Genomic DNA, 26,198 nt, shown 5'->3' with positions numbered 1-26,198 from the left:
ATGGCGGACAACACGACCGTCCTGCAGGCCCCGCCGTCGAGCCTGTCGGTGCTGACCCGCGGCCTGCGCGGGATCCTGCCGGTGATCGGCAAGCAGGGCCGGCTCACGATGGACACGAAGCTGCCCACGCGTTCGGTGGAGCTGACCGTCGAGGTCGATCCCGAGCGGCTCGGCGAGTACTGCGACGCCATCGGCGTGGGCAACGCCGGCGAGGTCCCGGTGATGTACCTCTACGTGCTCTCGTTCCCGCTCATCATGGACCTGTTCCTGGCGGACGACTTCCCCGCGGCCGCGGTGGGGTCGGTGCACGTGGAGAACACCATCACCCGGCTGCGCCGCGTGGTGCCCGGCGAGAAGCTGACCCTGCGCACCTCGGTGGGCAACCTGCGTGAGCACCGCAAGGGCATGCTGATCGACTTCACCACCGAGTTCACCGACGCCTCCGGCGCATCGGTCGCCTCCGAGGTGTCGACGATGATGATCCAGCAGCGCACCTCACTGTCGGACGAGCCCTCGGGGCCCACGCCCAAGGAGGCCCGCCCGGGTGCGCCGGACGCGCTGCTCAAGGCCGACGGCGGTCTGATCCGCCGGTACGCCTCGGTCAGCGGTGACCGCAACCCGATCCACATGTCGCCGCTCGGCGGCAAGGCCTTCGGGTTCCCGTCGTCCATCGCGCACGGCGCGTGGACCGCTGCGGCGATGCTCGGCGTGGTCGAGGGTGAGATCCCCGACGCCGTGGTCCACCACGTGCGATTCGGCCGCCCGGTGATCCTGCCGGCCAAGGTGGGCCTCTACGTGACCCGCCAGGGCCATACCGAGGTCGTCGCGAAGGACCTCAAGAAGGGCTTCCCGCACGTCACGGCGACCCTCACGGCGCTGTAACCCGCTGCGAACAGTGCAGAATCCGGGGTCTTGAAGCCGAATTCGGCTTCAAGACCCCGGATTCACTCGTTTTCACAGAGACCGCGCCGGTCTAGTCGGGGCGATCGCCTCGGATGCCGCCCCACAGGAACGAGGTCATGATCTCCACGGCCCGGTCCAACTCGACCTTGCCGGTGGCGAGCCGGTCGGCGATCGCCTCGCCGGAGCCGACCAGGGCCACCGCGTAGAGCTCGAAATCGGTGCCCTCGGGCGCGTACTTCGCGGCCTGCTGCAACAGGATCGCGGTCATCTCGACCACCCGCTCCCGGTTGACCTCGGTGAGCGCGGCGAACGCCGCCTGGCCGGAGGCCTCACGGTAGATCACCCGCCAGGCGTCACGGTTCTCGTCGACGTACTTCAGGAAGCCCGCGATCACCGAGCGCAGCCGTTGCAGCGGAGGCAGGTTGGGGGCGGCGTCGAACTCGATGCTGCGCAGGAAGCGCCCCGCCTCACGGGTGACGCAGGCCGCGAACAGATCGTCCTTCGACCCGTAGTACAGGTACAGCATCGGCTTGCTGATATGCGCTTCCCGGGCAACCGCATCCATCGACGTCTCGTAGAATCCGTTGCGCGAGAACACCGTGATGGCGGCGTCGAGCATCTGCTGCTCGCGAACCGCCCGCGGCAAACGCTTGGTACCACCTGCCACCGATGCCTCCTTACTGTCGAGTCAGATGGTACGGCACTCGGTTACTGGTAAGTAGTTTTCGCTATGTCCGACTCAGCAACGGACGATCTGCTTCGCCCGCGCCACCCGGAGCACCGAGTCGTCGAGTTGCGCCACCGGGAGCTCACCGGAGCGCACAGCGGAATCGGCGGCCGAGATCGCGGCACCGAGCTGATCGGTCGAGATCCACAGTGCCACGTCGGCTCCCGCGGACAGCGACTTCACCACCGCCTGTGGCACCGAGTACCGGTCGGTGATCGCCTTCATCCCGGAGAGGTCGTCGGTGAACACCGGACCGTCGTAGGGCTTGGCACCGTAACCGGTGCCCTGCTTGAGCAGGCGCATCGTCGCCGGGCTCAGGCTGGTCGGCAGGCCCGGCTCGGTGAGGCCGGGAACCTGTAGATGCCCGACCATGATCCCCGACCCCGGCGTGGCCGCCGCCGCCCGGAACGGGATCAGATCACGCTGTTTGAGCGCGTTGAGCGGCGGCACACTCACACCTCCGAGGTGCGAATCGCCGGACGAGCTGCCGTGTCCGGGGAAGTGCTTGAACACCGGGTACACCCCGGCTTCACGCAGCCCCGCGGCGAAGGCCTGCGAGTACGCGACGACGGTACGCGGATCGTCGGAGTACGAGCGGTCCCCGATCACGGCACCGTCGGGCTGGGCGGAGACGTCGGCGTCCGGCGCGAAGTCGACGGTGATCCCCTTCGACTTCAACAGCCGGCCCACGCGCCCCCCCTCGGCGCGGGCCTGCGGCACCGTCATCGTGCGGGCCAGCTGGCGCGCCGAGACCAGGTTCGCACCGGGCACCCGGGAGACACGTCCGCCCTCCTCGTCGACGGAGACCATGGCCGGAAGCCGCCCCGACGCGGCGACCTGCGCCAGCACACCCCCGGAGAACACCGAGACATCCGTCCAACTGCCGATGAAGACGCCGCCCACACCCTGACGGACCGCGCTGCGCGCATCGGAGGCGTTCCGCACCCCCACCATCATCAATTGGGCGACCTTCTCCCGGACCGACAGCTTCGCCAGCAGGTCAGTCCCACACCCGGGGCGGACGGCCGGGTCGCTCGGGGCACTCGGGACGCTCGAAGGCGACGAACTCACGGTCGTCGCACTCAGCGGGCTCGGCGCTGCGGTCTGCGGCACGACGGGCTCGGAGGTCGCGCAGGCGGTGAGAGCGGCCGCCGCGGTGACCACGATCGTGATGTTCCGTATCAATCGCATCGCGCCCAGTGTCTCAAACCCTCCCGACACGATGCGCCTTCCCCGCCACCGGACGCTCCGCGCGGGCGTAACCTGGACCCAGGCGACCGCGAAGATCGAGGTGATCGGCATGAGTGCTCCCGTGAAGGTTCTGATCGCGTACGACGGCTCGGAGAGTTCGCAGCGCGCGGTGAAGTACGCCAGCGCGGTGCTCGCGCAGGGACGCCAGACCCATGCCGTGGTGGTGACCGCGTGGGAATCGACCATCCATCAGGCGGCCCGCCTCTCCGCGATGAGCGGGGTGGCCGGCGCCGGCGCCGCGGAGACCGCCCTGACCCGCGAGAGCGACGTGGTGCACACCGAGGCGCGGAAGACCAACGACCAGGGCGTGGAACTCGCCACGGCCGCCGGCTTCACCGCACAGGGCAAGCTGGCCGAGGTCTCCACCACGGTCTGGGCCGCGATCATCGCCGCCTCCGACGAGGAGGACGTGAACGTGATCGTCTCCGGCAGCCGCGGGATCTCCGGGATCAAGGCTCTGTGGCATTCGTCGGTCTCCGAACACGTACTGCGGGGCTGCAAGCGGCCGGTGATGATCGTCCCGTCGGGCTGCGACGAGCTGTGATCGCGCGTTCCTGGCCACCTCTCGCCCGGACGGACCTGTAGACTGCACCGCATGGACCGCACTTCGATCATCGCCAGCGCCACGGCCGTGGTCGCCGGCATCGTCGTCGCCGTCGCCCTCGCCCTGGTGAGCGGCGCCGCCGTCAGCCAGACCAGCCCGTCGACCAGCGTGGACACCGTCTCCAAGGAGAAGGGCTTCCTGCAGGGCTCGTCGAACTACGGCGAGCGCGACGACTCGGGTGCCAACAAGTAGCGCCCAGGTCGTAGCACCGCTCTCCCGCCGGGCCGGCGCCTGGGCCTTCCTGGCCCTGCTCGCGCTCAGTTTCGCCAGCGCGCCCGGGCGGATCGTCGCCGACACCAAGCTCGACCTGACGGCGAACCCGATCGGCTTCCTCACCCGCGCGGCCAACGTGTGGTCGAGCCAGTCCCCGCTGGGCCAGGTGCAGAACCAGGCCTACGGGTACTTCTTCCCGCACGGCGCCTTCTTCGCGCTCGGCCAACTCCTGCACGTCCCGCCGTGGATCACCCAGCGATTGTGGTGGGCGCTGCTGCTGTTCGCCGGGTTCTGGGGCGTCGTCCGGCTGGCCGAGGCGCTCGGCACCGGTTCGCGCGGCAGCCGGATCGTGGGCGCCTGCGCCTACGTGCTCGCCCCGCAGGTACTGACCACCCTGGGCGCGATCAGTTCCGAAACGGCACCGGTGATGCTGGCCCCGTGGGTGTTGTTACCACTGGTGGTGATGCTGCAGGGCACCGATCAGCCGCTGCGGAACCTGGCGGCGAAGTCCGCGGTGGCGGTCGCCCTGATGGGTGCGGTCAACGCTGTCGCCACCGGTTTCGCATGCGCCGTCGCCGCACTGTGGTGGCTGCTGCACGCCCGGGTGGGTGCACGGGGGGAACGCGGCGCCACCCGCCAGTTCTGGGTCTTCACCGCCTGGTGGACGGTGTGCGTCCTGCTCGCCACCACCTGGTGGATCGTGCCGCTGCTGATCATGGGCCGGGTCAGCCCGCCGTTCCTGGAGTTCATCGAATCCGCTCGCGCCACTACGCAGTGGGCGTCGGTGCCGGAGGTGCTGCGCGGCACCACCTCGTGGAGTCCGTTCATCTCCGACGAGCGCGCCGCCGGGGCGATGCTCACCACCGCTCCCGCCGCGGTGGTGGTGACCGGCCTGGTCGCCGCCGCCGGAATCGCCGGACTCACCATGCGCCGCATGCCCGAACGGGGCGTCTGGGCGACGGTGCTGCTGGTGGGCCTGACCGCGATCGGCGCCGGGTACGCCAGCCGGCTCGGTTCGCCGATCGCCGAACCGGTGCGGGTCTTCCTCGACAGCGTCGGCGCACCGCTGCGCAACGTCTATAAGCTCGAACCGTTCCTGCGATTGCCCCTGGTCATGGGGTTGACGCATCTGCTGGCGCGGGCTCCGCTGCCGGGCACCGTCGCCCCGGCCCGGGTGCGGCGGGCGCTGGCACACCCGGAGCAGGACCGGCTGGCGGCCGGAGCCCTGGCGGTGGTGGTGGTGCTGGCGCTGGCCGGCGGCATGGCCTGGACCGGCAAGCTCGCGCCGCGCGGTCCGTACCAGAAGATCCCGGACTACTGGAGTCAGGCCGCGGACTGGCTCTCGGCGAACGCCGGCGGCACCGCTCCGGGGCAGGCCCGCGCCGAACGGGCCCTGGTGGTGCCCGGCGCCCCGTTCGGCGCGCAGCTGTGGGGTCTGACCCGCGACGAGCCGATCCAGCCGCTGGCACAGACGCCGTGGGCGGTGCGCGATGCGATCCCGCTCAATCCGCCGGGTGCGATCCGCGCCCTCGACTCGGTGCAGCGGCTGCTGCGGGCAGGCACACCGTCACCCGGCCTGGCGGCGACGCTGCGCCGTCAGGGCGTCTCCTATCTCGTGCTGCGCGCCGATCTGGACCCGGAGACGTCCCGGTCCGCCCGGCCGGCCCTCGCCCGGGCCGCGATCGAGGGCTCCCCCGGGATCAGTGAGGTGGCCAGGTTCGGCCCGAAGACCGCCCCGCCCACGGTCGAGAAGGTAGTGGTGGACTCGGGGCTGCGTCCGCCGCTGCCGGCGATCACGATCTACCGGGTGGACGGCAACACGCCCACCGGCCCGTACCTCGCCGAGCTGGGTTCCATGCCGCGGATCGCCGGCGGACCGGAATCACTGCTCACCCTGCAGGCCGACGCCGCGGGCGCCGGACGCCGCGAACTCGGGGCCGCCCTGCTGGCCTCCGATGCGCGGGCCGCAGGACTGCCCGACGGTCCGCTGACGGTGACCGACACCCCGAAGAACCGGGAGACCGACTACGGCCGGGTCGACGACCACAGTTCCGCGATCCGCACCGCCGACGACCAGCGCCGCACCCTCAACCGGCTACCCGACTACCCGGTACCCGGCGCCGGCCTGGTGGACGGGCGGTGGGACGGGGCCACCGTCACCGCGTCCAGTTCCGCCGCCGACGCGATCCAGCTGGGGACGGTGCTGCCCGGCGCCGGTCCGGCCGCCGCGGTCGACGGTGACAAGAACACCTCCTGGGTCTCGTCCGGGCTCGATCACGCGATCAATCAGTGGTTGCAGTTCACCCTGCCGCAGCCGCGGGAGGACCTCGCGGTCACCGTGACCGTGGGCCGGGCCCTCGGCCCTGCGGTGAACCGCCTGCTGATCAGCACTGAGGCCGGCACCGTCTACTCCGATCCGGTGACCGCCGGGACTCCGATCACCCTGGTGGTGCCGTCGGCAGCCACGCGCTGGGTGCGGATCACCGCCGCGGAGACCTCCGACCGCACCTGGGGTAACCAGTTCGCGATCTCCGAGGCGCAGCTCACCGATGCGCGCGGCGGCACCCCGATCGAGGCCCGGCACGAGGTGGTCCTGCCGGCGTCGGGTCCGGCGCAGCGCTGGGTCTTCGGTCAGGAGTCGATGGGCCGCTCCGGCTGCGTCGTCACGCCGGGCGAGAACGGCGGGCCCGGACCGGTGCAGTGCGCCGACATCTCGATCGGACCGGAGGAACCGGGCCCGCTGCGGCGCACCGTCGACGGCCCCGGTGCCCCCGAAGTGACGCCGACGATGACTCTGCACGCCCGTCCCGGGCAGGCCCTGACCACGCTGCTCGCGGACCCGCTCGCACCGTCGAGCTTCGCGGACTCGGCGGTCGGGGACGGCCGGGGCAGCGGTGCCGCCGCGACCGACGGTGACCCGAACACCACCTGGACGGCGCCGCAGTCGGCGACCCAGCCCACTGCGCCGAAACCGATCCTGCGATTGCGACTGCCCTCGTCGCAGCTGGTCGCAGGCCTGAAACTGGCACTGCCCCGCGGTGAGGCACCGGCCCGGCCGACCCGGATCGCGGTCGACCTCGGCACCGGGCGGCAGGTGCGCGAGCTCTCCGCCGACGGTGACAGCGCCACCGTGCGGGTGGATCCCGCAGTCACCGATTCGATCTCGATCTCGGTGCTGGACTGGGAGGAGAAGCTGAACATCAACGCGCTCGGCTTCCCGGAGAAGATGCCTCCGGGACTGGCCGAGGTGCAGGCGGTCGGCGCCGACGGTGCGCCCGTCCCCGGCTCGGAGCCCTCGCGTCCGGACCGGCGGATCACGGTGCCCTGCGAGGCCGGCCCGACGGTACTGATCGGTGACCGGCAGGTGCGTTTCCGGGTGGACGCCACCGCCCGTCATCTGCGCGACGGCGCCCCGGTGCGGGCGGTCGCCTGCGATCCGGCGGTCCCGCTGCCCGCGGGGAAGACGCAGGTCGTGGCGACACCGGGGTCCGCCTTCAGCATCGAGACCCTGACTCTGGACACCGCTGCGGAGACTCCGGCGGCCGCGGACAAGGCGGTCAAGGTGCTCAGCTGGACGCCGGACCGGCGGGTAGTGGCGATCGATCACCCGTCCACCGCGCAGGTGCTGGTGGTACCGGAGAGCCGCAACAGCGGCTGGGCGGCGAGCGCACCGGACGGGACCCCGCTCGAACCGGTCACGGTCAACGGCTGGCAGCAGGGTTGGGTGGTGCCCGCGGGGACCGGCGGCCCGGTGACTCTGCGGTACGCGCTGAATGCGCCGTACCGGATCGGGTTGTTCGGGGGCCTGGCACTGCTGGTGATCCTGGCGGCGTTGGCGCTGGTCCCGGGGGCGCCTTCGCGCGGCGCGGGTACGCCGGTGCGGGCCTGGCGGTCGGGGATGGTCGCGGGCCTGGCGCTGGGCGCGGCCGCATTCGTGCTCAGCGGATGGGCCGGTCTCGGGCTGTGGGCGGTGACCGGGGCGGCGACGGTGCTGGTGTCCGGACTGCACCTCCCGGCGGACCGCCGGGCCGGGCTACGGGTGTTCGGTGCGGCCGGGTTCGTGCTGGCGGGGATGCTGCTCCTGGCCACCGGGCCGTGGAACTCCGACGCCGGCTACGTCGGTCACGGGCCGTGGCCTCAGGGCCTGGCGTTGGCCGGGGTGCTGCTGATGGCCTGGCCGGCGGTGCGCCTGCCCTCGTGGCGGGCAAGCCAGCGTCGGGCGGGCTCCTCCACCCAGGCGTAGCTCAGCGCGGCGACGGCGATCGAGAACACCGACGTCAGCACGGTGACCGTGACCATGTTCCCGTTGAACGGGACGATGGCGAACAGCGGGAAGATCGCGGTGAGCACCACCAGGTGCCAGATGAATATGCCGTAGGACCAGCGGCCGAGCGCGAGCATCGGCCCCGATCCGAGCCACCGGGCGGGTGCGCCGGCGGGTTCGAGAACCAACGGTGCGAGCAGCAGGAATCCGAGCACTCCACCGAACGCCATGCGGAGCGCGAACTGCCACGCGGTGGGCGTCTGCAGGGTCACCGGCCCGCCGAGTGGGGTGCAGATCACCGCGAACACCAGTAGCGCCGCCGGCCAGCAGAGACCGCGCCGTGCGTACCTGCGCACCCGCACGAACCGGGTGGCCGGAGCCACCACGATCTCGGCGAGCACGATCCCCGCGACGAACCAGGGGATGTACGACGGTAGCCAGTTGTGGTGGTTCACCCCTCGCGGCAGCGGTAGCAGCTCGCCGAAGTATCCCCAGCTCAGCGACAGTGCGGCGACGGTGAGCAGGGTGGGAACCCGCCAGCGGGCCCGGTCGCCGCGCAGCCGCGCGATCGCCAGTGCGGCCATCGGCATCAGCAGGTAGAACAGCATCTCCACCGACAGCGACCACATCTGGGTGAGGCCGTCGGTCAGCGAGTAGGGCACGAAGACCTGGGTCAGTGACAGGTTCGCCAGCCAGGTCGATCCGGACGGGGGATCGGCACGCGGCAGCAGGGCCAGTGCCACCAGCGCGACCACCAGGTAGGCGGGCACGATCCGCACGATGCGCGAGCGGTAGTACCGGCCGGCCGCGGGCGGCGCACCGTCGGACCAGGCGGCCCGCGCGTGCGCGCGCCAGAGCAGGAAACCGGACAGACCGAAGAACAGCGCGACGGCCATATCGAATCGGCCCCAGACCCTGCCCATCACCGAATCCCCCACCTGACCAGTCTGGAAGGCGGTGTGGGTGAGCATGACGGCGATCGCGGCACAGGCCCGCATCCCCTCCAGGGCGGGCACGAAACCGGACGCACCCGCGGGCGGCGCCGTCCGGAAGTCGCTGGTCTGAGTGGCTGTCATCGGGACTCGAATCTACCCGGGCACGGGCGGCGGGCCTTATGCCGGAATCGGCGCCGGTCCGCGCGCGTGGACCCGCCTGCGCGCCGGCTGCCTGTAAGCTCAGGGACTCGGAGGCGTATGCGAACGCATCGCCCACGGCGCGTGCGAGACCCGCATGTGCTCCGCAAGACCGTGAGGAGAGCTTTCGATGGCGGTAGGCCGTGGCCGGCTGGCACGCGTTATCGGTCCGATCCTGATCTTCCTGGGCGCACTGCTGATCACCTCTGCGATCGCCGCACCGGTGTACGTGGCGGGCAAGCTCAAGCCGATCCCTCTCGACCTGGACATCACCACGGTGGCCAAGTCGGAGAAGCCGGCGGATTCGCAGGCCGACGCGGAGTTCCCGGCGAAGTCCCTGGACCTGTGCTCGATCGGCAAGCAGAAGGCAGTGGTCAGCGAGGTCAGCGTGACCACGCAGACCCGCACGCTGGTGACCGCACCGTCGGACGAGTCGACGATGACGGTGCAGTCCGGCATGTCGATGGTGGTCCCGTCGGTCAAGACCAAGGGCGAGCCGCGACATCCGCAGCTCACCGGCGCCGCCGCCAACGAGCGTCCCTGCGACGACGGACTGGTGCAGGCGTGGTTGGACCGCGTGCAGCTGGACCGCGAGACCGCCAAGCCCACCGGTAAGACCTCCGAGGCCACCTACGCACCGGGTGAGAGCACCCCGGCGGTCAAGCTCGACAACCGCAAGGGCCTGCAGTACCGGTTCCCGGCGGGCACCTCGCAGGACGGCAAGTACGAGTTCTTCGACCTGATCACCCGCAGCAACGTTCCGCTGAAGTTCGTCGAGGAGAAGGAGGTCAGCGGCACCAACACGCTGCACTTCCGCGGTGAGCGCGACTGGACCGACCTGTCGACGATCCGGGACAGCAACGATCCGACGCTGGGCACCGTGCTGACCATGCCGGCCGGCTGGTGGGGCATCGGCGGCGTCGATCCCAAGGACGACATCACGCTCAACCGCTGGGCGAAGACCGGCGTGGACGTGTGGGTCGATCCGAAGTCGGGCATCATCGTCGATCAGTCGCTGCACTACCAGCAGCAGTTCCGTCTGCCCGGTCAGGTGGCACCGAACACTCCGCGTCCGGTGCGTGACTTCAAGCTCGACGTCTTCGACGCCAATCAGCGCTGGGTGGGCGACACCGTCCGCTCGCAGGCCGATGCCGCGAAGTCGGCGCAGAACAAACTGGCCGTCGCGAAGTACGTGGTCCCGGTCGCGGGTGCGGTGCTGGGCCTGATCGCGCTGGGCCTGGGCGGCTTCGCGCTGTTCGTCGGGCGCGGTGCGGCTCCGGCCGGTGGCCGGCGTTCGGGTTCCGGTCCCACGCCGACCCTCCCGTTGGACGACGACGCGACCGCCGCTCGTCCGGCTCAGGATCAGGACGAGCCGGTGACGGAGGCGTTCAACGCTCAGCCGAGGCCGGACGACTCGCAGACCGAGGCGATCGACTTCCGTCCGCGCGACGGGCGCTGACGGACACCGTCGAACCGATCACGATCACAGCCGCGGCCGCGCACAGCGCCGCGGCTGTGATCATTTCGCCGGCGGTGCGCGGCCAGGTCAGCAGGAGCACCGTCTCGACGCCGGCCACCGCCCAGGCCAGGATCGCCAGGCGGGTCCGTTCGATCGCGATGGCGTACAGCAGCAGGCCCTGCATCAGCGCCAGCAGGCCGCCCTGGGCGGCGAACAGCCACAGCCGGTCCTGGACCGGGCGGTACTGTTCCCCGGCGAGCACGGTGACCAGGGGCGCACACACCGCCGCTCCGGCGACGCAGGCCAGCCCGAGTGCGGTCAGCAGGGCGGTGACGGTGCGCAGTGCCCGCAGGGAGTGTTCAGGGGTGGCCAGACGCGGGTAGAAGACCACTCCCACGGCCTGCGGCAGCCAGAACGCCGCCTTCGCGGCAACGGCGCCGAGTGCATAGCTTCCCGCCGCCACCGGCCCGAGTACCGGCCGGGAGAGCAGCAGGTCGATCGACGCGAAGACCAGCAGCACCAGTTGCACCGAGCTCGCGGCCAGCACGGACCGCAGACCGGCATCGGCCACTGGGGACCGCTCCGGGGGTGCACCGGCCAGCATCCGTCCGATCCCGGTGGCCACCAGCGCCCCCACGGTGGTCCCCAACAGTGCCGGGCCCGGCCCGAGGGCCAGGCCCGGGACCACGAAGACCAGCTTCCCGAGACCGGCGACGGCGAGGAGCGCCGCGAGCCGTCCGAACCGTCGTCCGCCCTGCAGGATGCCCTGTTCCACGCCGAGCAGCACCAGAGCGGGGGCGGCGGCCAGTGCTGCGGCGGCGGTACCCGCGCCGGTGTGCAGTCCCGCTGCGGCGAGCGGTACGGCGACCGCTGCGAGGGCACCGGCTCCGAGCGCGATCCGGTAGCCGGACCTGCGCATCTGCGCCGCGCCGGCGCCGCGCACCACCTGTCGGGCGACCACCGTCTGCAGAGCCAGGGCGGGTACGGCGAGGATGAGCGACAGTTGCAGCAGTGCCGCGAACTCCCCATAGCCCGAGGGCCCCAACCAGCGGCTCGCGGGCAGGTGCACCAGGTACGAGCAGAGGTTCGCGAGCATCGAGCCGAGGGTCACCCATGCCAGTCCGCTCACCCGGCCATTCTGTCAGGCGACGCCGTGGCCACCGCGCTGCGCCAGTAGGCTGGGGCCGATGAGATCGCGTGATCCGGCCCTCGCCGCCTGGTCCGTCGTGCTCACCTGCGTGATTCTGGGCCCGTTGGCGTTCGGGGGGCGGTATCTCCTGCTCCGGGACGCGGTCTCCACGCCCCGCTCCTTCCTCACCGACGCCGCGCTCGGTCTCGGCGGTAACGCCGCCCGCGCCACCCCGCAGGACTGGTTGCTGGCGCTCGGCTCCTCAGTGGTCGACGGTGGCGTGCTGGTCACGGCTGCGCTGTTCGTGGCGCTGGTCGCCGCGGGCTGGGGTTTCGGGCGGTGCGCGCTCGCCGTGCTGACGGCGGTGGGCCGGGAGGCGGGCCTGGGTGCCGGTCTCGCGGCGTCGACGGTGGCGTTGTGGAATCCGTTCGTCGCGGAGCGGCTGTTGCAGGGGCACTGGAGCCTGCTGGCCGGGTACGCGGCGATCGGGTGGACCGTGGTGGTGGGTCTGCGGCTGACCGGACTGCGGCAGCTCGGCGGTTTCGCGGCGTGCCTGGCGGCCGGTGGCCTGACTCCCACCGGGGCGGTGTTCGCACTGGTCACGGCCGTGGTGGTGGCACCGCGGCGGTGGGCCTGGCAGGTGGTGCTGTTCCTGTGCGCGGCGGCACCGTGGGTGTATCCGTCGATCGTCTCGGGCAGCGGGGTGCGCGCGGATCCGGCCAGTGTGGCGGCGTTCTCGGCTCGCGCCGAGCCGGGCCTGGGGACGCTGGGGTCGTTGCTGGGGCTCGGCGGTATCTGGAACCGCCAGGCGGTACCGGACGGCGTTCCGTGGTTGTGGACGGTGCTCGCTGCGGCTGTGCTGGTCGGTGGGTTGGCGGTAGTGCGGCACCGCCTGTTCGCGCCGCCGCTGGGAGGCCTGGCGCTGCTGGCCCTGGGGGCGGTAGTGCTGCCGGCGTTGGCGGCGACGGGTCCTGGGTTGTCGCTGCTCGAGCTGGTGGTGCAGGCGATTCCGGGGAGTGGTCTGCTACGCGACGGGCAGAAGTGGGTGGCTCTGATGGTGCCGCTGTACGCGACGTGCGCGGCGGCGCTGGTGGCCGCGGTGCCCGCGGCCCGGGCGGCGGCGGCCACCGTGGCGGTCGCGGTGCCGGTGGCGGTGTTGCCGTCGCTGGCGTGGGGAGTCGGGGGTGCCCTGGCGCCGGTGAGCTATCCGGCGGACTGGCGCACCGTCGCCGATGCGGTGCCGGCTGATCGGGGGGCGGTGGCGGTGCTACCGCCGGGGATGTTCCGGGTGTATCCGTACGGTCCGGCGGCTCCGGTTCTCGACCCGGCGCCGCGGATGCTGCGAGCGCCGGTGTTGCAGACCGGTGAGCTGCGGGTCGGTGGCCGCTCGGTGGACCGGGTGCCCGGTGTCGCGGCGGATGCGGAGGACGCGCTGGCCGCGGGCGGTGAGGCTCTGGCGGGCAGGCTGGCCGCGCTCGGTGTGGGCTGGGTGCTGGTCGAGGCGGTGGTGATCGACGGTGCCCCCGCATTCCCGGCCACCGCCCTGCCGGGTCTGGAGCGCACCGTCGATACCGGCCGGTTGCAGCTGTACCGGGTTCCCGGGGAGGTCGCTGCGGTGGCCGGACCGTCGTCGCAGGTGCGGGCGGGCGCCTGGGCGGCGCACCTGGTATGGCTCGCGACTCTGCTCAGCGGCGCCCTGATCTGCGTTTTCGGCGGTCGCCGGCAGCCGGGACGAGCCGTATCGCGAGCGGCTTTGCGGGATTGAACACCACTAAATCTTAGTTACGTGAATCACATACTATCCCATAACGGGTGTGACGCATACCCCTTTACGGTGTTGGAAATGTCACGGAGCACAGGTCTTTTGCTCTGCTATTCATTTCGTCATCATGGTCGACATGATCTCCGGATTCTCAGAGCAGTGGCAGTGCCCGCCCGGCGAGTGGGCGGTCTGGGCGCCGGATGCGGCCACGCGGGAGGCCATGAAGACCGCGCCCGACCGCGGTGTGAGCACCTCGTTCATCCAGGCCGACCACCTGCGCAGCGGCGTCTCCGACGAGGCCTGTGCGCGTCGCCTGGTGTTCACCACGTTCACGATTCCGGATGTCTACGACGCCGACCTGATCGCCTCGGTGTTCTCGGATTTCGTTCGGGCGCATGAGGTCTTCCACACCTCGTTCCCGGTCTCGGGCCATTCGAATCCGCGCGGGCGCACCCTGCTGCCCGAGCACCTGCACCTCGGATGCTGCGCCACCTCGGAGTCCACCCCGGCCGCGACGGTCAAGGACTTCCTGATGGAAACCATTCCCGGCCTGGATGATTGGGCCGCCTTCGCGTTCGCGGTGAACGGCATTCAGAACGCCCGGCCGGGCTCGCCGAACCCGAACTTCGAGGTGATCGTGTGCGCCGATCACATGTACACCGATGGGGTTTCGCAGGCGATCAGCTTCTTCGAGATCCTCACCCGGTACACCTCCGCTCGTAACGACACCCCCTACACGGCTGTTCCGGTACGCCCGTACAGCCAGTTCACCAGGGAGCAACGCACCCTGGCCGACACCCTCACCCTCACCCACCCGGATGTCGTCCAGTGGCGCGAAATGCTCGGCAGGTCCGGCGGGATGCCCCGGTTCCCACTCCCGCTGGGCCTGCCCGACGGCGATTGCGCGCCCGGCCGGATCGCCGTGCACACCTCGTTCATCGACGCGGAGCGCACCGAGCGCTTCGGCGCCGCCGCCCGAGAAGCCGGCGCGAACACCAGCAGCGCGCTGCTGGCCGTCCTCGGCCAGGTCTCCTACGCCCTCACCGGCGAGGACCTGTTCACCATGCTGATTCCCCGAGCGGACCGCTCCGCTACCGGCGACGCGATGGCCGTCGGCTGGTACGTCACGCTGGTGCCGGTCCAGTTCTCCGCCTCCGGCGACTTCGACGAGGTGGCGCGCAACGCGCACGAGGGCGTCGCCATCGCCCGGCAGCTCGAACGCACACCGGTGTTCCCGGTGATCGACCTCCTCGCCGACGATCCGGAGTTCCCGGTGGAGCACGGTTTCACCGCTCCGATGCTGTCCTACATCGACGTCACCCGGGTGCCCGGTGCGGAGCTGGCGCGCCAGCACGACTTGTCGGTGTTCGCCAACGCCACCCCCTCACGGGAGGTGTTCACCTGGATCAACCGCGATACCGGTGGCCTGGACTTCAACGCGATGTACCCGGACACCCCGGAGGCGGTCCGCGCGGTGGACACCGTCTTCCGGCTGCTCCGGGACCGGATCACCGAGGTGGCCGACCGTTCGCCGGTACTCACCTCGGTCTAGCGCCGGTACCGTTCAGTGACCGCGGCGGATCCACTCCTCGAGGTGCGGCGATTCCGCCGCGAGGGTGGTGCCGTCGCCGTGGCCGGTGTTGACCACCGTCTCCGGAGGGAGCGCGAACAGGCGGTCCCGGATCGAGTCGATGATCACCGAGAAGTCGCTGTAGGAGCGGCCGGTGGCACCCGGTCCACCGGCGAACAGGGTGTCGCCACTGAACAGCTGCCCGGCTTCGGGAAGGTACAGGCACACCGATCCGGGTGAGTGGCCGGGCGCGTGCAGCACCTCGATCTCGGTGCCGCCGACGGCGATCCGGGCACCGTCGGCCAGGTCCTCATGCAGAACGCCGGGATGGGTCATCTCCCACAGCACGTCATCGCCCGGATGCAGCAGAATCGGGGCGTCCAGCCGTTCGGAGAGCTCCGGTGCGACCGTCACATGGTCGTTGTGACCGTGCGTGCAGACAACGGCGCGCACCGTCCGTCCTGCCACCGCCTCGACGATCGGGCCGGCGGAGTGCGCGGCGTCGATCACCACGACCTCGCTGTCGTCCCCGACCAGCCAGACGTTGTTGTCAACGTCCCAGGTACCGCCGTCGAGGCTGAACTGCCCACTGGTGACGACCTTCTCCACCCGCAGCGTCACAGGACCACCACCGATCGCAGCACCTCACCGCGGTGCATGGTCTCGAAGGCCCGCTCCACCTCGTCGAGTGCGATCCGCTCGGTGACGAACTTCTCCAGCGGCAGCCTGCCCTGCTGGTACAGGTCCACCAGCTGCGGGAAGTCCCGCTCCGGCAGGCAGTCGCCGTACCAACTGGACTTGAGAGTTCCTCCGCGGGAGAAGAAATCGATCAGCGGCATCTCCAGGGTCATGTCCGGTGTCGGCACCCCCACCAGTACGACGGTGCCGGCCAGGTCGCGGGCGTAGAAGGCCTGCTTCCAGGTCTCGGGCCGGCCGACCGCGTCGATCACCACGTCGGCACCGAAACCGTCGGTGAGTTCGGTGATCGCCTCCACCGCATCGACTTCCGCGGCGTTGACGGTGTGCGTGGCACCGAGGTCACGGGCCCACTCCAGCTTCTTCGGGTCACGATCGACGGCGATGATGGTGCGGGCACCCACCAGCCGCGCACCGGCGATGGCTGCGTCTCCGACACCGCCGCAACCGATCACGGCCACGGTGTCACCGCGTGAGACTCCACCGGTGTTCACCGCAGCACCGAGGCCCGCCATCACGCCGCAGCCGAGCAGGCCGACCACGGCCGGATCGGCCTCCGGATCGATCTTGGTGCACTGCCCCTGGTGCACCAGCGTCTTCTCGGCGAAGGCGCCGATACCCAGAGCGGGTGAGAGTTCGGTGCCGTCCTCGAGGGTCATCTTCTGCTCCGCGTTGAACGTGTCGAAGCAGTACTGCGGCTTACCGCGCTTGCACGCACGGCACCGCCCGCACACGGCACGCCAGTTCAGCACCACCGCGTCACCGGGTTCGACGTGATCGACTCCCGCACCGACGGATTCGACGATGCCCGCGGCCTCATGACCGAGCAGGAAGGGGAACTCGTCGTTGATTCCACCCTCACGGTAATGCAGATCGGTGTGGCACACCCCGCACGCGCGGATGGCCACCACCACCTCACCCGGCCCCGGGTCGGGGATCACGATCGGAACGATCTCGACGGGCTCGCCCTTTGCGCGGGCGACGATTCCTTGAACGGTCTGCGGCATCCGTGCACCTTATCCATCTGTTCGCCGGGTGACCCGCACCCGGCACGTACCGGAACTGGCCGGTCACGCTGCGACCGGCCCTGCCTTCACAGTACGACTGTGGCGGCCTCCGCGTCGGCGAGTGCCGCCGTGAGCGAGCTCATCGAGTCCGGTCCGTACGAGACACGGACGATCGTGCCGCTCGCCGCTCCGACGGACCACATCGTCGTCCATCGGTCTCCGGACTGCTGCGGTTGGCCGATCCGCACCCAACGCTCCCCCGCGTGCGTCCGCACCGTCTGCGTGACGATCGGCGCGTACACCCGTGGAGGGCGCTTACCCGCCCTCCACACCATCAGCAGACCAGCCGCGAACACCAACAGACCCACGCTCATCGACAGCCGCCCTGCCATCGGATCCGTCCCGATGATGTTCGCCCCGGCGACGACGAGCATCACGACCAATCCCGCGCTCGTGATGAGATGAGCGGTCACACTCCGGGTATCCGTGGTACGCCCCGGCGACCGGAGGTTCCATGCGGTCGGGAACGCCAGGACGGTCACCGCGAACAGGATCCCGGAGCTCAACCGCGGCCCCAGCGGCCCATCGATCGCCCCCCGGCTCGCGCCCAGAACCTGGGCCGCCACCAGGAGCGCGCCGACGACCATCACTGCTCGTGAGGCCGCTTTCAGGACGCCGCCCGGGATCACCCGGGCCACGTCGGAGGTCATCCCCATCCCTGACGGACACCGATCAACCGCTGCGTCATCATGGATGCACACTATCGGATATCGCCCGTTCTCGGAGCGCTACCGGAGGCCTGCGCCCAGGCCGACTGCAGCTCGCTGCACGTGGATCGCGCTAGACCAAGCCGCCGACGAGGGTTCCGGACACCGATGCCGCGAGCACACGGCCCACACCGTCGGCGGTGGCGGGCCAGGAGAACTCGCCTGCCCGCTGCTGCGCCTTCGCACCCAGTTCATCGCGCAGATCGGCATCGCTGAGCAGGGCGAACACTGATTCCGTGAGCCCCGCGAGGTCCGGGACCAGCATCCCGGTCACGCCGTCGACCACCGAATCGGTGAGCCCCTTGGACGAGACGTACCCGGCCGTCGGCACCGCGTGCTGCGCCGCCTCGATCACGGTGATGCCCCAGCCCTCCTTGCGGGACGGCATCACGTGCACCCACGCCTGCGAGAGCAGCCGGTGCTTGCGCTCCTCACTGACGTGGCCGTGGAAAGTCACAGAATCCTGCACACCGAGTCGCTGCGCGTGCGCGTACAGGTGCTCGTCCCACCAGCCGCTGCCGATCACGTCCAGATGCAACTCGGGCACCCGGTGCCGCAGTCGAGCGAGCACGTCGAGAGCATCCTCGATCTGCTTGTGCGGCACCAGGCGCGAGAGCACCACCATGCGCGGGGTCGCTGACCGCACCTCCACGGCAGCCGGATCCACCGGGTCGATCCCGTTGCGTACCACGGCCACCCGCTCCGGGCCGACACCGAGGAGCGCCAACTCCTCGGCCGAGGGCAGCGACACCGTCAGATACTGGGAGGACCGGTGCACCCACGGCGAGAGCCGCGACTCGATGAACCAGCCGATCTTCGCGACCAGCCGCCCGGCCACCGGCCACTGCTCGCGGTGGCAGTGGTGCACCAGCACCGTCACCGGGACACCCGCGACCAGTCGGGCGAAGAAGGGGATGCCGTTCTGGGTGTCGATCACCGCATCGGGCCGGATCCCGCGCAGTGGACCGCGGCCTAACCTCGCCGCCACGATCGCCAACAGTGCCAGCGGGTACACACTGAACCGTCCGCCGCCGCGGGAGATCCGCACGCCGCCGACCGTCTCGGAGCGCTCTGCCCCCGGGTACCGGGCGGTGCGCAGGGTGACCCGCACGCCGCGGCGCGCCAGCTCCTGGCCGACGCGTTCGAGGTACAGCTCGCTGCCGCCACCCTGCGGGTGGCGGGTGTCTCGCCAGCACAGCAGGAGGACTTCACGCACGGCGTCTAGGGTACCGTCCGGTGGCGTGTACCCCGCGACCTGGAAGAACACGACCACCCTTCTCCGGCGGCGCGCCACCCTGCGCCGTTCGGCCGGACTGCTGTCGGACTTCCGGTTCGAGCAGAGCGAACCCGCCCGGTTCTACGGCTCGCTGGCGCGGGACACCGTCGAACTGACCTCGGACCTGTACGGCGCTCTCGACGGCGCCGTGGTGCTGGACGTGGGCGGAGGGCCCGGCTACTTCGAGGATGCCTTCGCCGAGTACGGCGCGGTGTACGTCCCCGTCGAACCCGATCCGTCGGAGGCCCACGCCGCGGGCATCACCTCCTCGCGGGGTCTGCGCGGCTCCGGTCTGGCGCTGCCGATCGCCGACGGCGCGGTGGACGTGTGCCTGTCGTCGAACGTCGCCGAGCACGTGCGTGACTGGCGGACCATGGGCGAGGAGATGCTGCGAGTCACCCGCCCCGGCGGCATGGCGATCCTGAGTTACACCCTCTGGTACGGACCGTTCGGCGGCCACGAGATGGGGCTGACCCACTACATCGGCGGTGAACGCGCCGCGCGCCGGTACACCCGCCGGCACGGCCGTCCACCGAAGAACCTGTACGGCACCTCCCTGTTCAAGGTGACCGCCGCAGACGGCCTGAGCTGGGCGAACAACGTCACCAGTGGTGAGCTGGTGGCCGCGTTCCCGCGCTACCATCCGGCGTGGGCGTGGTCGATGGTGCAGGTTCCGGTACTGCGGGAACTGCTGGTGTCGAATCTGGTTCTGGTCTTCCGCAAACACTGACCGGCGGAGCTATCGGCCTTGTCGGTCGAGGTGCCCCCGGCGGACTCCGCCGACGAGCCGCTACCACCGGTCGAGCTCGCACCCGCCGAGTCTCCGGCGGAGCCGCCACCGGTCGAGCTCGCCCCCGTCGAAGCTCCGGCGGTGCCGCCACCGGTCGCGCCGCCGGTGGTGCTGCTGCTGGAGGTCCCGGTCGAGGACGCGGAGGAACCTCCGGTCGCCGGGGCCGACTCGGTCGACGACGCGGGCGCACTCACCGACGGGGTGGTCTCCGCCGGCTTCCGGACGGACGTCTCCGCCGCCGCGGACGGGGTGGACGGCGTCGACGGGGTGGACACCACCGGCACCGTCGGCTCCGAACCAGCGGCCTTCTCGCGGGCGGTCGCGGTGGCCGCCGACGAGACCTCGACCGGAGCCGCGTGGCGGCCGTAGGTGTCGGGGTCGACCACGGATTCCGAAGCGGCGGCGCTCGCCGAACGCAGGCCGGTCAGCCCGGACGAGGAGGGCACCGCACCGGTCACGGACGCACCCACCGAACTCGCCTCGTTACTAAATCGTTACCATCGGTGAGAATCTGCTCATGGGTGAGCTGTAACACTTACACCCAACCGGCGATCGTCACGGTCGACGGCGCCTACATCGAATCATGACTACGCAGGTAGAAGCTCTACCTACGCGCCCAGATGTGCGCAGATCCAACCGGAACGGTATGCCAATCCGGAGTGACCACCGTCGTACTCACCCGGTAAACGAAATACACTATTTGTTCGTTTTCTCCCATCGTCGTGATGGGAACAGGACTTTCACCGTGACCGGAAGGGTGAAGCGCCGTGACCCCCCGGCGCTCAGCGCAGGTGCCCGAGCTTCGCCGGGTTACGCACCACGTACACCGCCGAGACCCGCTCACCGGTCACCTCGACGCACATCACCAGATCGAGCACGTCGTCGAAGCTCACCACCACCGCGGGCATCGCGTTGAACACCCCGAAGCGCAGCCCCAGCCGGCCGTAGCCGGCGGATCTACGCAACGTACCCACCATGAACCTGGCCACCCGGTCGGCACCGAGAACGGGGCGCCGCGCTGCCGAGACCACCCCGCCACCGTCGGCGAGGTACACCGCATCGGGAGCGATCACATCCATCAGAGCCTGAACGTCACCGGACATCGCGGCTGAGAGGAACCTCTCCGCGACCGACTCGGCCAGTGCCGGCTCCACCACCGAACGTGGCCGGTGCGCCGTCACGTGCGCACGGGCCCGATGCGCGATCTGGCGTACCGCGGCCTCGGACTTGTCGATCGCCGCGGCGATCTCCGGGTAGCCGAACGCGAACACCTCCCGCAGCACGAACACCGCCCGCTCTGTGGGCCTCAGGGATTCGAGAACCAGCAGCATCGCAGTGGTGACCGCCTCCCCGGTCAGGACGTGCTCCGCGGGACCGTCGCCCGACCACGCCTCCAGCGGCTCCGGCAACCACGGACCGATGTAGTCCTCCCGCCGCCGCGACGCCGTGCGCAAGACGTTGAGCGCCTGCCGGGTGACGATCCGTGCGAGGTACGCGCGCGGATCGTCCACCCGGTTCAGATCCACCTCGCGCCACCGCAGGTAGCTGTCCTGCAGCACGTCCTCGGCATCGGCGATGCTGCCCAGGATCTCGTAGGCCACCGAGAACAACAGGGGGCGATGCTCGGTGAACACCTCGATCGGGTTCATCGGGGTGCGGGGAGCCAGACGTACCGCGCGGTGCGTGCAGCCCCGCGGGCGAGGCGGCACACCTGTTCCTTCACCGGCACCGCGGCTGCCCCGCCGAACCACACACGGGTCGCGGTGTCGTCCCGCCTGGCGACCTGGATCACCGCTGCACGACGCCCGATCGAGACGACCTGGCCGGTGTACCCCATCGAGTACGGCCGAGTCGGCCTGCCCGCGCTCTCGCGCACCAACGTGTCCGCACCGTAGGCACCTTGAGGCATCGCGGTCTGGCAGCTCAGCCGGGCGCCGGGAACGGCTGCACCGTCACCCACGGCGATGATCCTCGGGTCGCTCGTGCTGCGCAGGAACGCATCCACCAACACCCTGCCGTCGTCGTCCACGGCGAGCCCACTGGCTGCCGCCAATCCGCTGACCTGCGTCGCAACCGCCCACAACACGAGATCGGCACCGGCTGGACCGGCGAACCCACCGCGATCGACCGGCACCGCGAGCCGGTCGAGTTCACGGCGAACACGGGCCCGCGCCCCGGCACTGAGCGAGGCGCCGACCTCGCCCTCAGTGAGCAGCCGTACTCGCAGGCCCGGAAAGGTCTCCGCCACCTCCGCCGCGGTCTCGATACCGGTCAGCCCACCGCCGACGACGGTGACCGCGGCACCGTCGGGCAGGGCGAGCAGCGCCCGGCGTGCTTCCTCCGCGGAATCCAGGGAACCGACGGCCAGCGCCCCATCTGGAGCGGTCACGGCTCCCCCTGCCGCGTAGATCGCCCGGTCGAACGGCAGAGTCGTTCCGTCGGCGAGCAGCAGGGAACCGTCACCGATCTTGGTCACGGTCCCGACGACCAGCCTGATCCTCGGATCCAGCATCGCGGTGAGGGCGACGGTGGCGGACCCGGTCCCGGCCAGGTGCTGATGCAGTCGCACCCGCTCGACGAACTCGGCCCGCGGGTTGACCACCGTCACGTGCACGCCGTCCGCCTTCTTCACCAGGCGGTTCGCTGCGATGGTCCCGGCGTAGCCCGCTCCGATCACGACGACCTTCATGATTACTCCTCCTGTGTTGGACGTGTCGTACACAGGACACCGGCCGTGCGCGATCTGTGACAGCCGGCCGATCACCCCTCCGCGATCGCGGCCAGCGGGGGTGTGCGCGCGGCCCGGATCGCGGGCAGGATCGCCGCCCCCACACCGACGAAGGCGGAGGCCACCAGCATGACGATCACCGTGGACCAGGGCACCACCACCGAGCCGAGTCCCTCATCGCGCAGCGCGTACACCAGGGACGTGCCCAGCAGCACACCCAGCACCAGACCGAGCGCCGCGCCGAAGACGGCGATCAGCATGGATTCCAGGTAGATCGACCGGCGGACCTGGGAGCGGATCAGCCCGATCGCACGGAGCATCCCGATCTCCCGGCGTCGCTCCACCACCGACAGCGCCAGGGTGTTCACGATGCCCAGGATCGCGATCACCACCGCCAGCCCCAGGAGCCCGTACAGCACCCCCATCATCGCGGTGATCGCCTGTCCGGCTTGATCCTTCAGGTCCTTCTGATCGTCGACGTTGACCACCAGCAGCGGCTTGACCGCCTCCCGCAAGCGATCCTTGAGGTCGGCGACCGAGGTACCGTCCTCGGCATTGAGGAACACCGACTGCGGCGTCACGATCGGGGTGGAGGCGCCACGCGCCGGTGGATAGAGCGCGTTCATATCGGCCGCTGCGAACACCGGACCGGACAGTGTCCCGGGATTGCCCCGGTAGATCCCGGTGACGGTGACCTGGGTCCGCTCCCGCCCCACGGCGGAGGTGAGATCCACCTTCGAACCGACCTCCCAGCCACGCTCCGCGGCGGTACGGTCGTCGACCAGCAGGCCACCCGGTTTCAGTGCCAGATCACCGGATTCGCGGGTCAGGTTGAACGAGGCGGTGACGTCACCGTCGACCCCGAGCAGCCGCGTCCGATCCTCGCCGAGGCGGGCCGGAACCGCGTAGAGCACCGTCTTCTCCCCGATCCCGGCGACGTTCTCGATCGCCGTCAGCGCTGCCGGCGGCATCCCCAATTGCGGTGCCTGCAGCACCAGTTCGGACCGGATACCGCTGTCGACCTGCGCGTCGACCGACTTCTGCATGGATGCGCCGAGGGTGCCGATCACACCGACCAACGCCACCCCGATCACCAGCGCGAATGCGGTGGCGGTAGTGCGCTGGGGATTGCGCATCACGTTGGTACGCCCCAGCCGGCCGGCCGGACCGAAGGGCGCGGCGATCAGCTTGCCGATCCCGCCGAGCAGCGGAGCCACCAGTGCCGGACCCCCGATCACCACGGCCAGGATCAGCCCGAGGCCGGCGATACCCACCTCGATCGCGGCGGCGGTTCCGACCTCGCTGGTGGCCACGAACAGCAGGGCCAGGGAACCGAGCAGCAGGCCCGCACCGATCGCGCCGCGCGCCATCACCGAGGCTGCGGAGCCGCCGTCCTGCGCCCGCATCGCCGCCACCGGCGGCACCTTCGAGGCCCGGACCGCGGGGATCAACGCGGAGATCACGGTGACCACGGTGCCCACCACCATCACCGTGACCACCACCGACGGGCTCACCGAGAGGCCACCGTCGGGGAAGCCGGCGCCGGCCGCGGTGACACCCGCGCGCAGCAGCACCGCCAGGCCGATGCCCACCGCGAGGCCGAGAGCACTGCCGACCACGCCGACGACCACCGCTTCGAGGACCACGGAATTGCGCACCTGGGAGCGACTGGCACCGATCGCACGGAGCAGGGCCAGCTCGCCCAGCCGCTGCGCGACCAGCATCGAGAACGTGTTGTAGATGATGAAAACGCCCACCAGCAGGCCGATCAGGCCGAACGCAACCAGGAAGTAGTTGAGGAAGCTCAGCCCCTTGTTGATCTCGTCCTCGAACTGCTGGCGCACCTGCGCACCGGTCTTGACCTCCAGCTCGGGCAACTTCGCGGCGATCGCCTCGCGCAGTTGTTCCGGTGAGGTTCCATCGGCGGCGGCGACATCGATGTACGGGGCACTGGCACCGTCGCCGAACAGCGTGAGCGCCTCGTCCTTGGCGAACAGTGCACCGACGTAGCCACCGGAGTCGATGGAGATGCGGTACACCCCCACGACGGTCACGTCCACCGGCCCGGGTGAGCGCGGCGCGACCACGGTGGTCTTCGCCCCCACCGGGAGCTTCAACCGCTCCGAGGCGGTCTCGTTGATCACCATTTCGTTCGGGGCCGACGGAGCCCGGCCCGCGGTGATCCGCTGGCCGGCCGGATCGAGACTCTCCTCCGGCGGCAGGTAGGCGCCTCCCACCTGGGGTGCACCGGTGGGGGAGACCACGTCCCCGGAGCCGTTTCGCAGCGCGATGGTTCCGGTGATCGCCGGGACCACCACCCGCACACCGGGCACCGTCTTCACCTGGTCGGCCACGCTCATCGGCACCCCCGGCCCGGCCGGACCGAAGCCACCGTCGCCCTGCGAGTTCTTCGGGGAGACGCGCGCGTCCACCCCGACGGCGATCTGACCGGAGATCCCGTCGAAGGCCTTCGACAGGGTTCCGGTGAAGACCATCGAGCCGGCGATGAACGAGGTGCCCAGGAGTACCGAGAGCACCGTCAGGACCAAACGCCCCTTGTGCGCCATCAGATTCCGAAGCGCCACCCGGCGCATGGGAGAGGCCATCAGCGTGCCACGAGCTCGTCGAGGTGAATCATCTTCTCCAGCACCCGGTCCGCCGTGGGCTCGGACATCTCGTCGACGATCCGGCCATCGGCCAGGAAGACCACCCGGTCGGCGTAGGAGGCGGCACGCGGATCGTGCGTGACGATCACCACCGTCTGCCGGAACTCGTCCACCGCGGCACGCAGGATGGACAGCACCTCGGCGCCCGACCGCGAATCGAGATTGCCGGTCGGCTCGTCACCGAACACGATCTCCGGCCGCCCGACCAGAGCGCGGGCGCAGGCCACGCGCTGCTGCTGTCCACCGGACAGTTCGGTGGGACGGTGACCGAGCCGAGGGCGCAGGCCGAGCCGGTCGATCACCGCGTTGAGCCACTGCTCATCGGGTTTACGGCCGGCGATGTCCAGCGGCAGGGTGATGTTCTCCAGCGCCGTCAAGGTGGGCACCAGGTTGAACGACTGGAAGACGAATCCGATGCGGTCGCGGCGCAGTTCGGTGATCTGCTTGTCATTGAGCGAGGTCAGCTCGGTGCCGCCCACCTGCACCGATCCACCGCTCGCGGCATCTAGGCCGGCCAGGCAGTGCATCAGCGTCGACTTGCCCGAACCGGAGGGTCCCATGATCGCGGTGAACTCTCCCGCCCGGAAGTCGACGGTGACCCCGGCCAGTGCGTAGACCGCGCTCTCCCCCTCACCGTAGACCTTGGTCACGTTCACGGCCCGCGCGGCGATCGTCTCGATCGGAGTCGTTGACATGGCAACAGAATGCCAGAACGCGCCGCTCACGGCATCGGGGTGAACCCCGAGACGATCATCGTCCACAATGGTGAGATGCGCCTCGAACCCCAGCTCCTGATGCAGCTCTCCGGTGTGCTCGATCTGCGCGGGGGCAAGTTCTTCGGCAGTTGCTTCGGGCACCGCGTGCCCGAGGACCTGCTCGCCGCGGTCACCGTGCACGGTGCCGCGACCAACCGCGCCACCGCCGGGTTCGCCTCCCCGTCGCGCACCCAGACCGCGATGCCGATCGAGTTCGAGCACTGGGACGACGTCCCGCCCGCCGAGGGGCGGTGGGACACCGTCCTGCGCACCAAACTGTGCGTGGACACCTCCGGCTCGGTGGAGTTCTTCTCCCCCGGCGAAGAAGGCACGGGCGACGTCGTCGAGTTCCCGATGGCCCGCGGCTTCTACGAGGTGGAGGCCGTCGCCCGCCACGACGGCGAGGGCGCCGACACCTGGCGGCTGCGGTTCTGGTCCTCGGACGAGTACGGGCCCGATCTGCAGGAGATCAGGGAGATCGCCCTCCTCGCACGCTGA

General features: G+C 70.3%; 22 protein-coding genes. 10 read left to right on the top strand and 12 right to left on the bottom strand.

The window, feature by feature from the left end; translation table 11 throughout:
• Complete coding sequence (locus ACYVHG_RS08405; protein ID WP_461167000.1) at positions 1-882, top strand: MaoC/PaaZ C-terminal domain-containing protein; 882 nt, start codon at positions 1-3, stop codon at positions 880-882.
• Between the two features lie 91 nt (positions 883-973).
• Here ACYVHG_RS08405 and ACYVHG_RS08400 read toward each other — a convergent pair whose 3' ends face one another.
• Both ACYVHG_RS08400 and ACYVHG_RS08395 read right to left on the bottom strand, forming a co-directional pair.
• A complete protein-coding gene (locus tag ACYVHG_RS08400; RefSeq protein WP_461166999.1) occupies positions 974-1,570 on the bottom strand; it encodes a TetR/AcrR family transcriptional regulator in 597 nt (198 codons plus the stop codon).
• A gap of 72 nt (positions 1,571-1,642) precedes the next feature.
• A complete protein-coding gene (locus ACYVHG_RS08395; protein WP_461166998.1) occupies positions 1,643-2,821 on the bottom strand; it encodes a glycoside hydrolase family 3 N-terminal domain-containing protein in 1,179 nt (392 codons plus the stop codon).
• A gap of 109 nt (positions 2,822-2,930) precedes the next feature.
• Here ACYVHG_RS08395 and ACYVHG_RS08390 point away from each other — a divergent pair, with 109 nt between their 5' ends.
• From ACYVHG_RS08390 to ACYVHG_RS08380, 3 genes are read left to right on the top strand one after another with little or no spacing between them, the layout of a single operon-like run.
• Complete coding sequence (locus ACYVHG_RS08390; RefSeq protein WP_461166997.1) at positions 2,931-3,425, top strand: universal stress protein; 495 nt, start codon at positions 2,931-2,933, stop codon at positions 3,423-3,425.
• A gap of 51 nt (positions 3,426-3,476) precedes the next feature.
• Positions 3,477-3,677, top strand: a complete 201-nt coding sequence (locus ACYVHG_RS08385) for a DUF2613 family protein (protein WP_461166996.1) — start codon at positions 3,477-3,479, stop codon at positions 3,675-3,677.
• Complete coding sequence (locus ACYVHG_RS08380) at positions 3,664-7,941, top strand: alpha-(1->3)-arabinofuranosyltransferase (RefSeq protein WP_461166995.1); 4,278 nt, start codon at positions 3,664-3,666, stop codon at positions 7,939-7,941. Before ACYVHG_RS08385 ends, ACYVHG_RS08380 begins: the two co-directional genes overlap by 14 nt.
• Here the strand turns inward: ACYVHG_RS08380 and ACYVHG_RS08375 are convergent.
• Positions 7,836-9,038, bottom strand: coding sequence for an acyltransferase family protein (locus ACYVHG_RS08375; protein WP_461166994.1), 1,203 nt, complete (start codon positions 9,036-9,038; stop codon positions 7,836-7,838). The two genes, ACYVHG_RS08380 and ACYVHG_RS08375, sit on opposite strands and share 106 nt — an antisense overlap.
• 187 nt (positions 9,039-9,225) lie before the next feature.
• Here ACYVHG_RS08375 and ACYVHG_RS08370 point away from each other — a divergent pair, with 187 nt between their 5' ends.
• Entirely contained in the window at positions 9,226-10,554 is a 1,329-nt protein-coding gene (locus ACYVHG_RS08370; RefSeq protein WP_461166993.1) for a PorA family protein, read from the top strand.
• On the opposite strand, the gene ACYVHG_RS08365 is transcribed toward ACYVHG_RS08370, so the two are convergent.
• On the bottom strand, positions 10,484-11,683 hold the full coding sequence (locus ACYVHG_RS08365) for a polysaccharide biosynthesis protein (protein ID WP_461166992.1): 1,200 nt from the start codon (positions 11,681-11,683) through the stop codon (positions 10,484-10,486). The two genes, ACYVHG_RS08370 and ACYVHG_RS08365, sit on opposite strands and share 71 nt — an antisense overlap.
• A gap of 58 nt (positions 11,684-11,741) precedes the next feature.
• Here ACYVHG_RS08365 and ACYVHG_RS08360 point away from each other — a divergent pair, with 58 nt between their 5' ends.
• Positions 11,742-13,448, top strand: coding sequence for a hypothetical protein (locus ACYVHG_RS08360; protein ID WP_461166991.1), 1,707 nt, complete (start codon positions 11,742-11,744; stop codon positions 13,446-13,448).
• A gap of 133 nt (positions 13,449-13,581) precedes the next feature.
• Positions 13,582-14,997, top strand: a complete 1,416-nt coding sequence (locus ACYVHG_RS08355; RefSeq protein ID WP_461166990.1) for a condensation domain-containing protein — start codon at positions 13,582-13,584, stop codon at positions 14,995-14,997.
• 12 nt (positions 14,998-15,009) lie between these two features.
• Here ACYVHG_RS08355 and ACYVHG_RS08350 read toward each other — a convergent pair whose 3' ends face one another.
• From ACYVHG_RS08350 to ACYVHG_RS08335, 4 genes are all read right to left on the bottom strand, one after another.
• Entirely contained in the window at positions 15,010-15,636 is a 627-nt protein-coding gene (locus ACYVHG_RS08350; protein ID WP_461166989.1) for an MBL fold metallo-hydrolase, read from the bottom strand.
• A complete protein-coding gene (locus ACYVHG_RS08345) occupies positions 15,633-16,718 on the bottom strand; it encodes an S-(hydroxymethyl)mycothiol dehydrogenase (protein WP_461166988.1) in 1,086 nt (361 codons plus the stop codon). The genes ACYVHG_RS08350 and ACYVHG_RS08345 overlap by 4 nt, the downstream gene beginning before the upstream one ends.
• Before the next feature lie 86 nt (positions 16,719-16,804).
• Entirely contained in the window at positions 16,805-17,428 is a 624-nt protein-coding gene (locus ACYVHG_RS08340) for a hypothetical protein (protein WP_461166987.1), read from the bottom strand.
• Positions 17,429-17,558: 130 nt separating this feature from the next.
• Positions 17,559-18,701, bottom strand: coding sequence for a glycosyltransferase family 4 protein (locus tag ACYVHG_RS08335; protein WP_461166986.1), 1,143 nt, complete (start codon positions 18,699-18,701; stop codon positions 17,559-17,561).
• A 25-nt stretch (positions 18,702-18,726) separates the two neighbouring features.
• Between ACYVHG_RS08335 and ACYVHG_RS08330 the strand changes: the two genes are divergently transcribed.
• The gene (locus ACYVHG_RS08330; RefSeq protein ID WP_461166985.1) at positions 18,727-19,491 is read left to right on the top strand and encodes a class I SAM-dependent methyltransferase; all 765 of its coding nucleotides are present in this window, start codon (positions 18,727-18,729) and stop codon (positions 19,489-19,491) included.
• Between the two features lie 18 nt (positions 19,492-19,509).
• A complete protein-coding gene (locus tag ACYVHG_RS08325; RefSeq protein WP_461166984.1) occupies positions 19,510-19,920 on the top strand; it encodes a hypothetical protein in 411 nt (136 codons plus the stop codon).
• Positions 19,921-20,333: 413 nt separating this feature from the next.
• Here the strand turns inward: ACYVHG_RS08325 and ACYVHG_RS08320 are convergent, their stop codons facing one another.
• The 4 genes from ACYVHG_RS08320 to ACYVHG_RS08305 form a co-directional block, all read right to left on the bottom strand.
• A complete protein-coding gene (locus ACYVHG_RS08320; RefSeq protein ID WP_461166983.1) occupies positions 20,334-21,200 on the bottom strand; it encodes an RNA polymerase sigma-70 factor in 867 nt (288 codons plus the stop codon).
• Complete coding sequence (locus tag ACYVHG_RS08315) at positions 21,197-22,240, bottom strand: NAD(P)/FAD-dependent oxidoreductase (protein ID WP_461166982.1); 1,044 nt, start codon at positions 22,238-22,240, stop codon at positions 21,197-21,199. Before ACYVHG_RS08315 ends, ACYVHG_RS08320 begins: the two co-directional genes overlap by 4 nt.
• A gap of 71 nt (positions 22,241-22,311) precedes the next feature.
• Positions 22,312-24,873, bottom strand: a complete 2,562-nt coding sequence (locus tag ACYVHG_RS08310) for an ABC transporter permease (protein WP_461167627.1) — start codon at positions 24,871-24,873, stop codon at positions 22,312-22,314.
• A gap of 11 nt (positions 24,874-24,884) precedes the next feature.
• Complete coding sequence (locus ACYVHG_RS08305; RefSeq protein WP_461166981.1) at positions 24,885-25,640, bottom strand: ABC transporter ATP-binding protein; 756 nt, start codon at positions 25,638-25,640, stop codon at positions 24,885-24,887.
• A 75-nt stretch (positions 25,641-25,715) separates the two neighbouring features.
• Here ACYVHG_RS08305 and ACYVHG_RS08300 point away from each other — a divergent pair, with 75 nt between their 5' ends.
• Positions 25,716-26,198, top strand: a complete 483-nt coding sequence (locus ACYVHG_RS08300; RefSeq protein WP_461166980.1) for a hypothetical protein — start codon at positions 25,716-25,718, stop codon at positions 26,196-26,198.

This window comes from Tsukamurella serpentis (genome assembly GCF_054780975.1).
Note: the sequence above shows the minus strand (reverse complement) of the source record. Positions and strands in the feature narration are given on the sequence as shown.

Bases quoted from the DNA above. Each gene is read 5' to 3' on its own strand.
- ACYVHG_RS08405 (WP_461167000.1), top strand. From the start codon at position 1: ATGGCGGACAACACGACCGTCCTGCAGGCCCCGCCGTCGAGCCTGTCG.
- ACYVHG_RS08395 (WP_461166998.1), bottom strand. From the start codon at position 2,821: ATGCGATTGATACGGAACATCACGATCGTGGTCACCGCGGCGGCCGCT.
- ACYVHG_RS08390 (WP_461166997.1), top strand. From the start codon at position 2,931: ATGAGTGCTCCCGTGAAGGTTCTGATCGCGTACGACGGCTCGGAGAGT.
- ACYVHG_RS08385 (WP_461166996.1), top strand. From the start codon at position 3,477: ATGGACCGCACTTCGATCATCGCCAGCGCCACGGCCGTGGTCGCCGGC.
- ACYVHG_RS08375 (WP_461166994.1), bottom strand. From the start codon at position 9,038: ATGACAGCCACTCAGACCAGCGACTTCCGGACGGCGCCGCCCGCGGGT.
- ACYVHG_RS08370 (WP_461166993.1), top strand. From the start codon at position 9,226: ATGGCGGTAGGCCGTGGCCGGCTGGCACGCGTTATCGGTCCGATCCTG.
- ACYVHG_RS08360 (WP_461166991.1), top strand. From the start codon at position 11,742: ATGAGATCGCGTGATCCGGCCCTCGCCGCCTGGTCCGTCGTGCTCACC.
- ACYVHG_RS08355 (WP_461166990.1), top strand. From the start codon at position 13,582: ATGATCTCCGGATTCTCAGAGCAGTGGCAGTGCCCGCCCGGCGAGTGG.
- ACYVHG_RS08345 (WP_461166988.1), bottom strand. From the start codon at position 16,718: ATGCCGCAGACCGTTCAAGGAATCGTCGCCCGCGCAAAGGGCGAGCCC.
- ACYVHG_RS08340 (WP_461166987.1), bottom strand. From the start codon at position 17,428: ATGACCTCCGACGTGGCCCGGGTGATCCCGGGCGGCGTCCTGAAAGCG.
- ACYVHG_RS08320 (WP_461166983.1), bottom strand. From the start codon at position 21,200: ATGAACCCGATCGAGGTGTTCACCGAGCATCGCCCCCTGTTGTTCTCG.
- ACYVHG_RS08315 (WP_461166982.1), bottom strand. From the start codon at position 22,240: ATGAAGGTCGTCGTGATCGGAGCGGGCTACGCCGGGACCATCGCAGCG.
- ACYVHG_RS08310 (WP_461167627.1), bottom strand. From the start codon at position 24,873: ATGCGCCGGGTGGCGCTTCGGAATCTGATGGCGCACAAGGGGCGTTTG.
- ACYVHG_RS08305 (WP_461166981.1), bottom strand. From the start codon at position 25,640: ATGTCAACGACTCCGATCGAGACGATCGCCGCGCGGGCCGTGAACGTG.
- ACYVHG_RS08300 (WP_461166980.1), top strand. From the start codon at position 25,716: ATGCGCCTCGAACCCCAGCTCCTGATGCAGCTCTCCGGTGTGCTCGAT.